We start from the raw sequence: 15,306 nt of genomic DNA, 5'->3' as shown, positions 1-15,306 counted from the left end.
CGTGCGCGCGGGCGGAGCCCGGCGGTGTGCCGCCGGGCTCCGGGAACGGGAATCAGTCCTGGGGGCACTTCTTCCAGGCGAAGTGGTAGGTCGTGTTGATGCTGCCGTCGGTCGAGTCCATCGTCATGAAACTCGTTGTCTTCGTCGTGTCCGAGGACCCGGCACTGACCCGGAGTTCCGTGTTGATGTTGAAGTTGCGCTCCTCCCCGCAGGGCTTGTAGACCAGTTGGGCGACATCCACCGTGTCGGTGGCCTGCCAGTTGTCGCTTATCGGGCCACTGTAGGAATGGGTTATCGGCGTTGTCTGCGACATTCCCTGGAAGTAGTAGCTGGCCTTCTCCATACCGGTAGCGCCTTGTTCCAGGTGCGCGAAGCCGCGGTAGTCGGCCTGCGCGATGGCGTAGGTGAACCCCTGTGGAACGTGCACAACCAGCGCGAGCTGGCAATTCTTCCGGAAGTCGGTCGGTTTCGCGTCGGGCCCGACCTGGGCCAGGTACTCGCTGTAGGTCACCGTGAAAGCCTTGTTGTCCGGTGAAACCGCGGTGGCCGCGGTCCCGAGTGGACAGCCGGATCCGTTGACGGTGACCACGTCGATCACGATCTCGTCGAGCGGCGGGTTGTCGAAGTGACCTTGTGCCGTGCCTGCCGCGGGTGAGGTAGCTGACGACAGGGCCAAAGCGGTAGCCGCTAACAGTGCGAGCATCAGAATCTCCTGACTCGATAGGTGTTCACGGGGCGGCCGGTCTTTCCGTACGGCGAGTGGCCGTTGTGCGGTGCTGGGCCGGGTGGCCTCAGGACGTGCACTTCTTCCAGGCGAAGTGGTACTTGGTGTTCACGCCCCCGTCGGTCGAGTCCATGGTCATGAAACTGGTCGAGCGCGAGTCAGAGGATCCGGCACTGACCCGGAGCTCCGTGTTGACGTTGAGACTGCGGTCCTCACCGCACGGTGCGAACACGAGTTCCGAGATCTCCTTCCTGTCCGTGGTCTGCCAGTTGTCGCTGTACGGCCCGTCGAACGAATGGCCGATACGGCTCGTCGGGGACGTGCCCTGGATGTAGTAACTGGCTTGCTGCAAGCCGTTCGCGCCCCGAGCCAGGTGCGCGAAACCGCGGTAGTCGGCCTGTGCGATGGCGTAGGTGAAGCCATGTGGCACATGGACAAGCAGGTTGAGCTGACAGTTCTTGCGGAAATCCGTCGGGGCTGCCTCCGGACCCACCTGAGCGAGGTATTCGCTGTAAGTCACGGTGAAGGCGGTGTTGTCCGGTGCGACGGCGACGGCAGCCGAACCACGGGGACAACCGGAACCATTGACCGTTTGCACGTCGATGACGATTTTGTCGTCAGGAGGTGGGTCGAGGGCAGGAGCAGATGCCGGCGAAACGGTCGCGGCGACGGCTATTCCCGCGGCAGCAATAATGGGCAGCATGGAGCACCTTCCAATACTTCAGTCTTATGGCCGGCCAGTTGTACGGCCGAAATGAGCTGCGGAGGACATTACTCATCGGCCGCGAAAAACTCCGTTCGCCCGCAGATTGAGCGGGTGACGAACATTCCGGAGGTGAACCTGCGGAATGCTCGTGGAGATCGTGCGTGAGAGGAGTGCAGAGAACAGAAAAGCAGAAGCGAGGGAAAGATCACAACCATCGCAGGTCGTGGTCCAACTGTCGTAATTTGCCAAACGGATTCATTTGTATGCCATGTGGCAACTTCTCGGCTGAACCGCCGCCTCCGGCTCCGTCGCCGCTACTTTAGTCGTCATTCGCGGCCAGTGTCTTGCCCTGAATAGGAAACTTTGCCATAAAGCACATACGTGTCGTTGACAAGGAGGTCGCAGTGACAGTCAGGAAGTTTCGTCTGCTCGGTGCCGGCCTCACGATCGCGCTCGCCGCATCCCTTTTGGTGGCTCAGAACGGTGCCGCTGATGAGTATGGTGCCGCGCCCGCGGCTACCGATGCCTGCCCGGGAAAGCCGAAACCCGCAGGGAAAGTCCTGCACGGGTACTGGGAGAATTGGGACGGTGCGGCAAACGGTGTGCATCCGCCGCTCGGCTGGATTCCGATCACCGACGAACGGATCCGCGAGCACGGGTACAACGTGATCAACGCGGCGTTCCCGGTCATTCGTTCGGACGGCACGGTGCTGTGGGAGGACGGGTTGGACCGGACCGTCAAGGTGCCAACGCCTGCCGAGATGTGCGCGGCCAAGGCGTCCGGCCTCACCATCCTGATGTCGATCGGTGGGGCGACGGCCGGTATCGACCTCGGTTCGCGGGTCGTCGCCGACCGGTTCATCGAAACGGTTGTGCCGATTCTGCGGAAATACAACTTCGACGGTATCGACATCGATATCGAAACCGGCCTTACGGGCACCGGAAACATCAATCAGTTGTCGACCTCCCAGGCGAACCTGGTGCACATCATCGACGGTGTGCTGGCCCGGATGCCTGCGGGCTTCGGCCTTACCATGGCACCGGAAACGGCGTACGTCACCGGCGGCAGCGTGACCTACGGTTCGATCTGGGGCGCCTACCTGCCGATCATCAAGAAGTACGCCGACAACGGACGGCTGTGGTGGCTCAATATGCAGTACTACAACGGCAGCATGTACGGCTGTTCCGGCGATTCGTACCAGGCGGGAACGGTCAGGGGGTTCACCGCACAGACGGACTGCCTGAACTCCGGACTGGTCATTCAGGGCACCACGATCAGGGTTCCCTACGACAAGCAGGTTCCCGGTCTGCCAGCCCAGCAGGGGGCTGGCGGTGGCTACATGTCGACAGACCTGGTCGCGCAGTCGTGGAACACCTACGGTAACGCGCTGAAAGGTCTGATGACCTGGTCCATCAACTGGGACGGTTCGAGGAACTGGACCTTCGGCGACAACGTCAGCGCGCTGCAAGGGCGCTGAACTGCCGACTCCGGGGCCCGGATCCGTTGTCCCCGCCTACCGGTGTCCCGCCGAGCGAGTGGGCGGTTTACGCGGCGGCAGCGGGAAGAACCCGCTGGTGCGTTCCACGTAGTAGGCATAGCCGGGCCGGGTCAGTCGCATTCCCTTCTCCAGCAGCGGTTTTCCCGTACCGCGAGCGAGCAGGAGTGTCATGACGACAGGGGAGAGCACGGTGGCCGCGCCCAGCCAGCTGGTGCAGGCGAGCAGGTACAACCCCCACCACACACAGGCATCGCCGAAGTAGTTGGGATGCCGCGTGTACCGCCACAGGCCGGAGTCGAGCACCTTCCCGGCATTGGCGGGATCCGCCGTGAACCGGCGTAGTTGCTCGTCCCCGATCACCTCGAAGGCGAACCCGACGGTCCACACCGCCACCCCCAGCCACACCAGCGGTGCGAGCCCGGACCCCGCGCCGCCGAGTTGTGCCGCGAGAACGGGCAGGGATACGAACCAGAGCACCACTGCCTGCGTCAGGTACACCCGCAGGAAGATCCGCAGCGCGGGATTCGCCCCGCCGCGCCGCACCATCGCGGCATACCTCGGGTCCTCCGGCTTGCCCCTGTTGCGCCGATGCAGGTGGATGGCGAGACGCAGGCCCCAGACGACCGTCAGAACCGTCACCAGGTAGCGGGCCGCGCCGCCACCGGAGGTGAGCGCGAAGCCGACCACCGCGATCAGGGCGAAACCCAAACCCCACAACGTGTCGATCGTGTCGTAGCGCTGCCGCGACCTGGCGACGGCAAAGGTGAACACCACGGCGGTGAGCGCGACCGCCGCCGCGACGGCGGCCAGCACCGCGAAACCGGACCAGTTCATTACTCCTGCCTCATTCGCCGGCGGGCTGCACTTCGCTCGGTGCCGTACCCGGTTTGGTCTTGGTGCGGGTCGCTCAGCACTTTTGCCTCATTCGCCGGCGGGCTGCACTTCGCTCGGTGCCGTACCCGGTTTGGTCTTGGTGCGGGTCGCTCAGCACTTTTGCCTCATTCGCCGGCGGGCTGCACTTCGCTCGGTGCCGTACCCGGCTCGGTCTCGGCGCCGGTCGCTCATCACCACTGCCTCGCCAAGGGAAAGCCGCTGCGCCCGTCGGCGTCGGGGCGCACCGCGAGGAACTGATCGACACCCATCCTGTTCTCCTCGAACGCGAGCGCGCCCCCGACGAGGTAGAGCCGCCAGACGCGCGCGGCCCGCTCACCGATCAGTGCCACCGCGTCGTCCCAGTGCCGTTCCAGCGTGTCGGCCCAGGCCCGCACGGTGTGCACATAGTGCTCCCGCAGGGCGTGCACGTCGCGGACCTCGAATCCCGCCCGTTCCAAGTGCTGCACGGTGCGCGACAGCGGCCGCATCGTCATGTCCGGCGCGATGTAGCGCTCGATGAACGCACCGCCGCCAGGAGCGACGGCACCACGGGACATCTGCTGCAGCAGCAACCGCCCGCCCGGGCGCAGCATGCGCAGCAGGGTGGCGGCGTAGGTCGGATAGTTCTCTTCCCCGACGTGTTCACCCATCTCCACCGAGGCGACGGCGTCGAACGGCTCGTCACGCAGTTCCCGGTAGTCCTGTCTGCGCACCTCGACGCGATCGTCCAGGTCCAGTGCGCTCACCCGGGCACGGACGTGCTGGGCCTGCTCCGCCGAGAGGGTGACACCGACGGCCCGCACCCCGTGATGTTTCGCGGCGTGCACGAGCAGTGACCCCCAGCCGCAGCCGACGTCGAGCAGGCGCATGCCGGGCCGCAGGTCCAGCTTGCGGCAGATCAGTTCCAGCTTGTCCCACTGAGCGTGTTCCAGGCGGTAATCCGGTTCGTCGGACGTCCAGTACCCGCTCGAGTAAGCCATCGACTCGTCCAGCAACAGCTGGTAGAACGCGTTGCCGAGGTCGTAGTGGTGTGCGATGGCGGAGGAATCCCTGCGAACGCTGTGCAGTCTGCCCCGCAGCCGCGCCTCCTCTACGGGTGGCCGTGGCGGCGGTCCGACCGCGCCCAATCGCGTCGCGAGCGCGACAGCCCTGCCGAGTTCACCCGCACCGATCCGGACACCACCGCCTCGTGCGCGGCCCAGCGCCCACATTCGCCGGAATCCCTCGGTGAGATCGCCCTCCACATCGAGGTCCCCGGATACGTAGGCCCTGGCCAGCCCCAGCTCACCGGGGGAGTAGAGCAGCCAGCGCAGCGCGCGCCGGGAGCGCAGCACCACGGTCGGCCCGTCGTCGGGGCCCACCCGCGCCCCGTCCCACGTCCGTATCCCGATCGGCAGAGCGGTGCCCAGCAGTTCCTCGACAAAACCGCTGATCCTGTGTGCGTGAGTCATCCGCATGGTCGTGATTCGACGCGTGAGCGCGCGCGGATTGGCGGTCACCGGCGGTACTCCTGCTGTCCGATCCAATCCGCGGTCGCCTCTGCGTCGAATCACCTTCGTGCAGACCACTCGAGACCGTGTCGGTGTCGTCGGAAGCGGCGTCGCCGGGCTGACCGCTGCCTACCTCCTGCAGCGCAAGTATGACGTCATCCTGTTCGAGGCCGACGACCGCCTCGGCGGCCACGCGCACACCCATGACGTACCCAGTGCCACCGGCGGCACGATCGGCGTGGACTCGGGTTTCATCGTGCACAACGAGCGGACCTACCCGAATCTGCTGCGGCTGTTCGGGGAACTGGGCGTGCGTACGAACAACACCGAGATGTCGATGAGCATCAGTTGCGCGGGCTGCGGACTCGAGTTCGCCGGGGCGAGGGGGTTCGGCGGGCTGTTCGCGCAGCGCCGCAACCTGCGCAATCCCCGATATCTCCGGATGCTCGGTGAGATCAAGCGGTTTCACAGCCACGCGCGCAGGGTGCTCGCGGGCAGTGGCGGTGACGATCTCACCATCGCGGACTTCCTGACCGCGGGCAGGTACTCCCGGTACTTCACCGACCACTTCATGCTGCCCGTGGTCTCCACCGTGTGGTCTGCCGACCGCGCCGACACGGGCCGCTACCCCGCCCGGTACCTCTTCGAGTTCCTGAACAACCACGGCATGCTCGCCGTCTCCGGCTCGCCACAGTGGCGGACCGTCGCCGGAGGTTCGCGGGAGTACGTCGAGCGGGCCGCCAAGCAGCTCACGGCCGTACACCTGTCGACTCCGGTCCGGTCGCTGGAGCGCCAGGGGCGCGGTGTGCGGATCCGCGACGACGCCGACACCGTGCACGAGGTCGACCACGCTGTCATCGCCACACATCCGGACCAGGCGCTACGACTGCTCGAGGCCCCAACCCGTGCCGAATCCGAACTGCTCGGCGCTTTCCGGTACTCCCGCAACGAGGCCTACCTGCACACCGACTCCAGCCTGCTGCCCGGCACGGCTGGTGCCAGGGCGGCGTGGAACTACACCGCCTCCGGATGCGGTGGCGACGACGGTGCCGTGCAGGTCAGCTACGACATGAACCGGCTGATGGGCCTGACCGAACCCCGCGATCACGTGGTCACGCTGAACCCGCCGAAGCCACCTCCCGCGGCTTCGGTGCTGGCCCACGCCGTGTACGAGCACCCCGTGTACACCCCGGAGTCGGTCGCGGCGCAGAGCGGGCTGCCCGGACTCAACGACGGGGTTCTGGCCTACGCGGGTGCGTACCACGGCTGGGGATTCCACGAGGACGGCTGCGCGGCCGGTGTCCGCGCGGCGAGTTCGCTTGGGGTGCGCTGGTGACCGCGGCCGCCTGTCTGTACGACTCGACCGTCGCGCACGTGCGCCGGATCGATCCGCCGATGTCCTTCGCGAACCGCATGTACCTCTGGCTGGTGGACCTGGATGTGCCGTCCGCGCTGCCGTCCTGGCTGCGTCCGTTCGCACGGTTCGACGGCAGGGACCACTTCGACCCGGACGAACCGGGCGGCATCCGGGCCAAGCTGGATGCCTGGCTGGCCACCCGTGGGGTGGACCTGCGCGGCGGCCGGGTCCTGATGCTCGCCAGCGCGCGGGTACTCGGCTACGTGTTCAACCCGATCACGGTCTTCTGGTGCCATCGGCCGGACGGTGAACTGGAGTGTGTGGTCGCCGAGGTGCACAACACCTATCGCGGCAGGCATGCCTACCTGCTCTACCCCGATGCCGAGGGGAGGGCGAGCGTGGACAAGGAGTTCTACGTCTCCCCGTTCCAGAGCATGGACGGGAGCTATCGGATGCACCTGCCGGAACCGGACTCGCGGCTCACTGCCACGGTGGTGCTGCGAACAGGGGCGGCGGATACCGCGCTGGCGGCCACCGTGCGTGGTATCCGCCGCCCCGCCAGCACTCGGTGGGTGGTCCGTATGCTGCTGGCCAGGCCGTTTGTTCCGCAGCGCGTCGCCGTGCTGATCCGCCGGTACGGGATCGGCCTCTGGCTTCGTGGGGCGCCGAGGCCGCAGAGCATCTCGAAGGCAGGAGAACTTCATGGATGACTCGGCGAAGCAGCCGAAGGCGACCGGTCCCACGCCCATCTCGGCCGTGCCGGACGGTTCGCCAACGCCGCCGACGGCGGACGAGCTGCTCGTCGCCGTGGGCAAGGGCGACGAACGCGCCTTCGAGCAGCTCTACGACCTGCTGGCCGGACCGATCATGGGCCTCGTGCGCAGGGTGGTGCGCGACGTCGCGCAGTCCGAGGAGGTCACCCAGGAGGTCCTGGTCGAACTCTGGCGCACGGCGACTCGCTACTCCCCGGAACGTGGCAGCGCGATGAACTGGGCCATGACCCTCGCGCACCGGCGGGCCGTTGACCGGGTGCGCTCGGCAAGGGCGAGTACCGACCGGGAACAGAAAGCCACCTTCGAGGCTGGCCGGGGCAGACCGTTCGACGAGGTGGCCGAGGCGGTGAGCGGGCGGCTGGAGCGCCAGCAGGTGCGCCGATGTCTGTCGAACCTGACCGAACTCCAGCGCGAGTCCGTCATGCTCGCCTACTACCAGGGATATACCTATCGCGAGGTCGCCGAGGTGCTGTCGACCCCGCAAGGAACGATCAAAACCCGTCTACGTGATGGCCTGATCCGGCTTCGAGACTGTTTGGGGGTGACCGCATGACCTCGCCCGACATGCACACGCTTGCGGGTGCTTTCGCCGTGAACGCGCTCAGCGAACACGAGCGGGCCCGGTTCCAGCGGCACCTGCAGGAATGCGAGTCCTGCAGCCAGGAGGTCCGTGAACTGCGGGCGACCGCGGCCAAGCTGGGGCTCGCGGTGGCCGAGGACCCGCCGCCGGAACTGAAGGAACGCGTGCTCGCGCAGGTGCGGGCCACTCGGCAGCAGCCGCCCCGGTCCGGGGAGGACCCGGGTGAACGTTCCCGCCGCAGCGCGGGAGCGCCACGCTGGATGATGGCCGCCGCGGCCGCGGCAGCCGTGGTCGGGCTCGCGCTCGCCGGGGTGTTCGCGGGGATCACGATGAGCAAGCAGAACGAGCTCACGGCCGCTCAGCAGCAGCTGGAACAGGCACGGGAGCGGTACGGGCCGGTCGCCGACCTCATGGCCGCGCCCGATCTGCGCTTCGCCCAGGACAGTTCTTCGATCGGCGGGAGCGGGCTCGTGCTGGCCTCGCAGTCGCAGGACCGGGTGATGTTCATGGCCTCTGATCTCCCCGATCAGGGGGACGCCGGCGACTACGAACTGTGGCGGATGGATCGCTCGGGCACACCGCATTCCGCGGGGTTGCTCAGTGAGGGAACCGCCGCTCCCGTCGTGCTGGACACGGATCTGCGGAACACCTCGATGATCGCGGTGACGGTGGAGCCGGAGGGTGGCTCGCCGAACGGAAGCCCCTCCTCCTCGCCGATCATCATGGTTCCGCTGTCCGCCTGATCGGGTCCGCTGAGGACGGACCTGTGAAACACCTTGTGGCAAAACATGTTCAGTGACACGCGGCGTGGCTGCTGGATTCGGGCCTCGCGGATGCCTACCGTCCTGCATCAACGTTGGTAGTTGACATAACTCTAAGCCTTGAGTAGAGGTTGAGAGTTTTGCCGAGGGCATAGATCGCTGATCGGGTCACGGTCCAACGGGCAGTACGAACAACCACGATCAGGAAGGCGAATCCGATGACGCCCCCGCACAACTACCTCGCGGTGATCAAGGTCGTCGGTATCGGCGGCGGCGGCGTGAACGCCGTGAACCGGATGATCGAGGTCGGCCTGAAGGGTGTCGAGTTCATCGCGGTGAACACCGATGCCCAGGCCCTGCTGATGTCCGATGCCGATGTGAAGCTGGACATCGGCCGGGAACTGACCCGTGGCCTCGGCGCCGGCGCCGCTCCCGAGGTGGGGCAGCGCGCGGCTGAGGACCACCGCGAGGAGATCGAAGAGGTCATCAAGGGCGCCGACATGGTCTTCGTGACCGCCGGCGAGGGTGGCGGTACCGGAACCGGTGGTGCCCCCGTGGTCGCACAGATCGCCCGCAAGCTGGGCGCGCTGACCATCGGCGTGGTCACCAGGCCGTTCTCCTTCGAGGGCAAGCGCCGCGGCAAGCAGGCCGAGGACGGGATCCAGCAGCTGCGCAACGAGTGCGACACGCTGATCGTGATTCCGAACGACCGGCTGCTGCAGCTCGGTGACATCGGGGTGAGCCTGATGGACGCCTTCCGCTCGGCAGACGAGGTCCTGCTCTCCGGTGTGCAGGGAATCACCGATCTGATCACGACCCCCGGTCTGATCAACCTGGACTTCGCCGATGTGAAGAGCGTGATGTCCGGCGCGGGCAGCGCCCTCATGGGCATCGGCTCGGCCAGAGGCGAGGGCCGGGCAGTGCAGGCCGCCGAGAAGGCGATCAACTCACCGCTGCTCGAGGCGTCGATGGACGGGGCGCACGGCGCGCTGCTGTCCATCGCGGGCGGGTCCGATCTCGGGCTGTTCGAGATAAACGAGGCGGCCTCGCTGGTGCAGGAGTCGGCCCACCCTGAGGCCAACATCATCTTCGGCACGATCATCGACGACTCCCTCGGCGACGAGGTGCGGGTAACGGTCATCGCGGCTGGTTTCGACGCGGGCGCGCCCACGCACAAGAAGCTCGATCCGGCGGCGTTCGGGTCCGGCGGTGGTTCCACGGTCTCCGCCGATTCGGGACAGCCGGGTGGATCCAACGGCTCATCGGGAGCGACGGGGCCCGCGGGAGCGGGGCCCATGGGACAGGGCGGTCAGCAGCAGGGCAACGGCAGCCAGCAGCCGGTCAGCGGCGGAAACGGTTACCAGTCGGCGGGCGGGACACAGCGTCCCCAGCCTTCGATGGGGCAGTCGGGCACCGGCTCGCACTCCGGTTCGTTGCCGCAGCCAGGCGCGGGCAACCGTGGCTACCCGGCTCCGCGCTCGGGCGGTCCGGTCGGCGGCCAGGGCAGCTTGCCCGGGCGCGCGGTCCCGGTCACCGAGGACCCCTCCGACGACGACGTCGACGTCCCTCCCTTCATGCGCCGGTAGGAGCGTCTGCAAGTACCCCCAAGCAAGATCAACTCTGTCGCTAACTGCTACCGAGCTGGTGCCGGTAGTCGACGGCGTACTCGGTACGGTGCAGGTGCTTGGTAGTAGTTGCGCGCCGGGTTGATCAAGCTTGGTGGTACTTGCAGACGTAGTTAGCCCGCTGGGAGGCGAGCGTTGCGGATTCGTCGTGTGATCACGACCAGGGAGGGTGGCGTGTCGCGCCCGCCCTTCGACAGCTTCAATCTCGGCGACCACGTCGGCGATGACCCCGGCGACGTCGCCGCCAACCGCCGCAGGCTCGCCACCGAACTCGGGCTCACCGAGGACCGGGTGGCGTGGATGGAGCAGGTACACGGTCGTACCGTCACGATCGCCGGTGGCGAGGGATGGGCGCCGGGCACCGTGGCCGAGGCGACTGACGCACTGGTCTCCGCCGATCCCGGCCTCGCCGTCGCGGTACTGGTCGCCGACTGCGTGCCACTCCTGCTCGGGGACCCGGAGGCAGGGGTCGTCGCCGCGGTGCACGCCGGACGGGTCGGTGCGCGAATCGGTGTCGTTCCCGCCGCGCTCGAGGCGATGCGGACCGTGGGCGCCGAGTTGTATCGAGTGGAAGCGCTGCTCGGTCCGGCGATCTGTGGCGACTGCTACGAGGTGCCGAAGGCGATGGCCGACGACGTCGAGGCGCATCTGCCCGGCAGCGCCTGCCGCAGCCGATCGGGCTCCTCCGCTGTCGACCTGCGCGCCGGACTGTGGCGCCAGCTCGCGGACGCCGGTGTCGGCAAGATCGGGATCGACCCGCGCTGCACGGCGGAGGACCGGACGCTGTTCAGCTACCGCAGGCAGAACCGGACCGGCCGGATCGCCGCCGTCACCTGGGTCGAGTAGGCGTTGGGTATGGATCTCGCGGAACGCAGAACCGAACTCGCGGAGTCGCTCGCGGAAGTCAGGGATCGCATCGGCCGCGCGTGCGTGGCGGCAGGCAGGGCGAGCGAGGACGTGCGGCTGCTGGCGGTCACCAAGACCTTCCCCGCCGACGACGCGGCCCTGCTCACCGACCTCGGTGTGACCGAACTCGCGGAGAATCGCGACCAGGAAGCCGCGGGCAAGGCGCATGCGGTGACCGGGCTCCGGCCTGCGGCGGACGTCCGCTGGCACATGGTCGGCAGGCTGCAACGGAACAAGGCCCGGTCGGTGGTGCGGTGGGCGGCGGAGGTCCAGTCGGTCGACTCGATCCGGCTCGCCGAGGCACTCGGCAGGGCGGCTGCGAACGCGCGGGAGGCGGGCGAGCGCCAGCAGCCGCTGGACGTGTTGCTGCAGGCGAGTCTGGACGAGGACCCGGAACGCGGCGGATGTCCGATCGAGGGACTGGACGAGCTCGCCGAGGGTGTCGCCCGAACGGGTGAGCTGCGGCTTCGCGGACTGATGGCCGTCGCACCGCTGGGGGTCGATCCGAGAGCGGCCTTCGACCGCCTCGCCGTCGCCGCTGAGCGGCTGCGGCGGGACCACCAGGAGGCCACTGAGCTGTCCGCGGGCATGAGTGGGGACCTAGAGGCCGCCATCGCGCGAGGGTCGACGTGTGTGCGTGTCGGAACCGCATTGCTCGGCGGTCGCGGTTTAGCCTCGCCTTGAGTCGTTCACCCGGCGGCGTGTGTTCGTGTGACTTAGCGTCAGGGTGGGCGTTCTTGCAGGGCACCAAGTGCCGTGTTGCTTCGTCGAAGGGTTTGACGGGGACCGCGGCGCGAGGTGCGCCGTCGGTTTGCCGGGACGGCACCGAGCGTCGGCACCTGGCGCTCTGCAGCCCCGTCGGCGAGTGAGGCGAGAACGAGGGAGAGGCATGAGCGCACTGCAGAAGCTGAAGGCTTACTTCGGCATGGTGCCGGCCGACGATGACGGCTACGACGGCTATCACACCGACGACGACTACCGCCGTGGCTACGCCGATGACGACGAGTTCGACGCCTTCGAGGAGCCGGCCACACGCCCCCGTTCCCGTGGGCGTTATCACACGATGGACGAGTTCGACGACATGCCGCCCGCACCGTACGGGCGAACCCGTGGTGTCGCACCCGCCGAGCCCGCGGTGCAGGGCGCGCTGGCGGTGGACCGCAGGCCCGAACCGGTGGCCCGGCTGCGCCCGGTGCCGGAGCAGACCAGAGCGCCCGCCCGTGACCCACTCAGCCGGATCACGACCCTGCACCCGACGAGCTATGCCGAGGCCAGAGGCATCGGGGAGGCCTACAGGGACGGCATCCCGGTGATCATGAACCTGACCGAGATGGAGAACGCCGACGCGAAGCGGCTCGTCGATTTCGCGGCGGGACTCGCCTTCGCGCTGCGCGGCTCCATGGACAAGGTCACCAACAAGGTGTTCTTGCTCTCACCGCCGGATGTGGACGTCACGGCCGAGGACCGCAGGCGGATCGCCGAGGGCGGTCTCTTCCTTCGCCACTCCGACCGCCCCTTCTGACGGGGGCATGTGGCAGAGTGAACGGCGTGGATGCGGTCCGGATTGTCTTCTACTACGTGCTGTTCGTCTTCTGGCTCCTGCTCACGGCGCGAATCGTCGTCGAGCTGGTGCGGGCGTTCGCACGCGAGTGGCGACCCGCTGGAGGGGTTGCGGTAACACTGGAGAGCATCTACACAATGACGGACCCACCGGTCCGTCTGGTCCGGCGGATCATTCCGATGGTGCGGATTGGCGGCGTCGGGCTGGACTTATCGATTATGGTGCTGCTGTTGGTTGTGTTCATACTGATGCAACTGGCGTATCCCGGGTAACGGGGACCCGGGATGTCCGGCAGGCCATGGAGTGCGTGAGGTGATCTGATGTCGTTGACCCCTGCTGACGTGCATAATGTCGCGTTCAGCAAGCCTCCAATCGGCAAGCGGGGCTACAACGAGGACGAGGTGGATGCGTTCCTCGACTTGGTGGAGACCGAGCTTGCGCGGTTGATTGAGGACAATAACGAGCTGCGCCAGCAGGTCGAACAGCTAGATGCGGAGTTGGAATCAACCCGTGGCGAGCTGGAGACCGCGAAGGCAGGAGCAGGCTCGGCTCCACCACAGGCCGCGCCTGTGCGTGAGGAGCCGCCCCGCAGGCTTGCACCTGTGCCACCGCCCACGTCGGCGATGGAGCAGACCCAGTCCCACACCGGTCTGATGGGCGACAATGGTGAGCCCAACGTTCAGGCCGCGAAGGTGCTGGGGCTCGCACAGGAGATGGCCGACCGGCTGACGGCCGAGGCCAAGACCGAGTCCGACGGCATGCTTGCCGAGGCACGCACGAAGTCGGAGCAGTTGCTCTCCGACGCGCGGTCGAAGTCGGACTCCATGGTCAACGAGGCCCGTACACGGGCGGAGACCATGCTGAACGACGCACGGACCAGGGCAGAGACCCTGGAGCGTCAGGCGCGCGACAAGGCCACCACGCTCGAGCGTGAGGCACAGCGCAAGTACACCGAAACCATGAACAACATGAACAGCGAGAAGAGCGCGCTGGGCAAGAAGATCGAGGAGCTGCGCACGATCGAGCGGGAGTACCGCACTCGTCTGCGCGGGTTCCTCGAGTCACAGCTCAGGGAACTCGACGACCGGGGGTCGGCTGCTCCTTCCTCCGCTTCCGCGGGATCCGGTCAGTCCGGTAACGGCGGTAGTGGCGGCAACAGCGGTCAGGGTTACTCCTTCGGTCCACGGGCCGAGGCAGGCTAGAACACCGCCCCCGTCCGGTCAGTCCAGCCAGCCTGCGCGTGTCTCTCCCATCCCCATCGGACGTCAGACACGCTCTCGCCCGGCGATGGTTGCCAGCTCGACGGTTCCGTTCGCTCTCCGGAGCGGACGGAACCGTCGCTGTGCCCGGGTTTCCGGCCCGGCAAGATCCGGCTACTGGCGCACTGTTGGTGCGGCTTGCCCACCTCTGCGTCGCCCCCGGCCGCGTGATGTAATTCAGCGTGCTCTACATCGTCCTGATCCTGGTGCTGGCCGCCCTAGCCGGTGTGGTCACCGCGCTCATCACCGCCAATTCGCTGTGGGCCTGGATCTCCATCGGTCTTTCCGTGTTCGCGGGCATCGTTCTGTTCGTCGACTGGATGCGCAGGCGTTCCGCCGCGCACTCCGCGACTGAGGAGCCCTCGACCGCGGAGCAGGCCGTCGCGGAGCAGGACAAGGACGAGAAGACCGCCAAGGCCGACGATGCCAAGACCGACGCTGCCAAGGCCGACGCTGCCGAGGACGCCGGCCGTGCGGAATCGGACGTCGATGCCGCCGATACAGCCGATACCGTCGCGGACGACGCCGAGGTGACTCCGGGCACCGAGCCGGTTGAGGCGGGCACCAAAGACGCCACGTCGACCGCGATGCTGCCGGCGGCCGGTGAGTTGGACGACGACCGCCCGGTCGTCGTCGACGATGCCGTCGAGGAGACCGCCGCGGCCGAGCCGAGGGCGCGGACCGAGGCCACTCCTGGCGAGGAGGAGACCGACGCGGCGGACCTGCTGATCGTCTCCGAACTCGACGCCGAGGTCGTAGTGGTCGACGAGTACCCGCGCTACCATCTCGCCGACTGCGGCTGGCTCGCCGACCGGGACACGATCCCGATCGAGGTCGCCGAGGCACGCGAGCTCGGTTTCACCCCCTGCGCGCGATGCGGTCCGGACGCCAGTCTCGCCGCGGCACACCGTCGCAGGGGCAAGTCCCGCGCGGATCGCTGAGGCGGCGTCCGGGGCCAATCCGGACGCCTATGCCACCCTGGGTTACCCTGGTCACGCAGGGCTTTGATCCGGCCATCACCGGGGAGCCTCCGGAAGAACGGGCGGCACGTTCGCCTCAGTAGAACCGGACGGGAGTGGCCCGTGACAGCCGCCGAACGAGTGGCCCTACGGCGCCGGTCATCGACCGGCTTATGCGGGGCAAACGGGGTGGTACCGCGGAACGATCGCCCGATGGCGACGTTGTCGTCCCC

Annotated in this window: 16 protein-coding genes; 12 read left to right on the top strand and 4 right to left on the bottom strand. The window is 67.3% G+C overall.

What is annotated here, in order from left to right:
- Window positions 1-52: 52 nt before the first annotated feature.
- On the bottom strand, window positions 53-703 hold the full coding sequence (locus tag D0C15_RS07340) for a DUF4360 domain-containing protein (protein ID WP_116041944.1): 651 nt from the start codon (window positions 701-703) through the stop codon (window positions 53-55).
- An 88-nt stretch (window positions 704-791) separates the two neighbouring features.
- Complete coding sequence (locus D0C15_RS07335; RefSeq protein ID WP_116041942.1) at window positions 792-1,427, bottom strand: DUF4360 domain-containing protein; 636 nt, start codon at window positions 1,425-1,427, stop codon at window positions 792-794.
- Window positions 1,428-1,834: 407 nt separating this feature from the next.
- Here D0C15_RS07335 and D0C15_RS07330 point away from each other — a divergent pair, with 407 nt between their 5' ends.
- A complete protein-coding gene (locus tag D0C15_RS07330) occupies window positions 1,835-2,908 on the top strand; it encodes a chitinase (protein WP_116041940.1) in 1,074 nt (357 codons plus the stop codon).
- Between the two features lie 36 nt (window positions 2,909-2,944).
- Here the strand turns inward: D0C15_RS07330 and D0C15_RS07325 are convergent, their stop codons facing one another.
- Entirely contained in the window at window positions 2,945-3,763 is an 819-nt protein-coding gene (locus D0C15_RS07325) for a DUF1295 domain-containing protein (RefSeq protein ID WP_116041937.1), read from the bottom strand.
- Between the two features lie 230 nt (window positions 3,764-3,993).
- Window positions 3,994-5,253, bottom strand: a complete 1,260-nt coding sequence (locus tag D0C15_RS07320; protein WP_425455366.1) for a class I SAM-dependent methyltransferase — start codon at window positions 5,251-5,253, stop codon at window positions 3,994-3,996.
- A 106-nt stretch (window positions 5,254-5,359) separates the two neighbouring features.
- Between D0C15_RS07320 and D0C15_RS07315 the strand changes: the two genes are divergently transcribed.
- The 11 genes from D0C15_RS07315 to D0C15_RS07265 all read left to right on the top strand — a co-directional run bounded on the left by D0C15_RS07315 (window position 5,360) and on the right by D0C15_RS07265 (window position 15,055).
- Entirely contained in the window at window positions 5,360-6,628 is a 1,269-nt protein-coding gene (locus D0C15_RS07315) for an NAD(P)/FAD-dependent oxidoreductase (RefSeq protein ID WP_162829933.1), read from the top strand.
- A complete protein-coding gene (locus D0C15_RS07310) occupies window positions 6,622-7,359 on the top strand; it encodes a DUF1365 domain-containing protein (RefSeq protein ID WP_116042344.1) in 738 nt (245 codons plus the stop codon). The genes D0C15_RS07315 and D0C15_RS07310 overlap by 7 nt, the downstream gene beginning before the upstream one ends.
- Window positions 7,352-7,975: an ECF RNA polymerase sigma factor SigK gene (sigK, locus tag D0C15_RS07305; RefSeq protein WP_116041931.1), complete on the top strand. Its 624-nt coding sequence runs from the start codon at window positions 7,352-7,354 to the stop codon at window positions 7,973-7,975. Before D0C15_RS07310 ends, sigK begins: the two co-directional genes overlap by 8 nt.
- The gene (locus D0C15_RS07300; RefSeq protein ID WP_211323110.1) at window positions 7,972-8,745 is read left to right on the top strand and encodes an anti-sigma factor; all 774 of its coding nucleotides are present in this window, start codon (window positions 7,972-7,974) and stop codon (window positions 8,743-8,745) included. Before sigK ends, D0C15_RS07300 begins: the two co-directional genes overlap by 4 nt.
- A 236-nt stretch (window positions 8,746-8,981) precedes the next feature.
- Window positions 8,982-10,349, top strand: coding sequence for a cell division protein FtsZ (gene ftsZ, locus D0C15_RS07295; RefSeq protein ID WP_116041928.1), 1,368 nt, complete (start codon window positions 8,982-8,984; stop codon window positions 10,347-10,349).
- Between the two features lie 174 nt (window positions 10,350-10,523).
- Window positions 10,524-11,234, top strand: coding sequence for a peptidoglycan editing factor PgeF (gene pgeF / locus D0C15_RS07290; protein WP_116041925.1), 711 nt, complete (start codon window positions 10,524-10,526; stop codon window positions 11,232-11,234).
- 9 nt (window positions 11,235-11,243) lie between these two features.
- Complete coding sequence (locus tag D0C15_RS07285) at window positions 11,244-11,978, top strand: YggS family pyridoxal phosphate-dependent enzyme (RefSeq protein ID WP_116041922.1); 735 nt, start codon at window positions 11,244-11,246, stop codon at window positions 11,976-11,978.
- A gap of 205 nt (window positions 11,979-12,183) precedes the next feature.
- On the top strand, window positions 12,184-12,816 hold the full coding sequence (locus D0C15_RS07280) for a cell division protein SepF (RefSeq protein ID WP_116041919.1): 633 nt from the start codon (window positions 12,184-12,186) through the stop codon (window positions 12,814-12,816).
- A 26-nt stretch (window positions 12,817-12,842) separates the two neighbouring features.
- On the top strand, window positions 12,843-13,127 hold the full coding sequence (locus D0C15_RS07275) for a YggT family protein (protein ID WP_116042339.1): 285 nt from the start codon (window positions 12,843-12,845) through the stop codon (window positions 13,125-13,127).
- A 48-nt stretch (window positions 13,128-13,175) separates the two neighbouring features.
- Window positions 13,176-14,057 (top strand): DivIVA-like cell division protein Wag31, encoded by an 882-nt coding sequence (gene wag31 / locus D0C15_RS07270; RefSeq protein WP_116041917.1) that lies wholly within the window; start codon window positions 13,176-13,178, stop codon window positions 14,055-14,057.
- Between the two features lie 239 nt (window positions 14,058-14,296).
- Window positions 14,297-15,055, top strand: a complete 759-nt coding sequence (locus D0C15_RS07265) for a hypothetical protein (RefSeq protein ID WP_116041914.1) — start codon at window positions 14,297-14,299, stop codon at window positions 15,053-15,055.
- The last annotated feature ends 251 nt before the right edge of the window (window positions 15,056-15,306 follow it).

The sequence above is a fragment of the Amycolatopsis palatopharyngis genome, assembly GCF_003385185.1.
In the GTDB taxonomy this organism is placed as follows: Bacteria; Actinomycetota; Actinomycetes; order Mycobacteriales; family Pseudonocardiaceae; genus Amycolatopsis; species Amycolatopsis palatopharyngis.
This window is presented reverse-complemented; position numbering and strand designations above follow the sequence as displayed.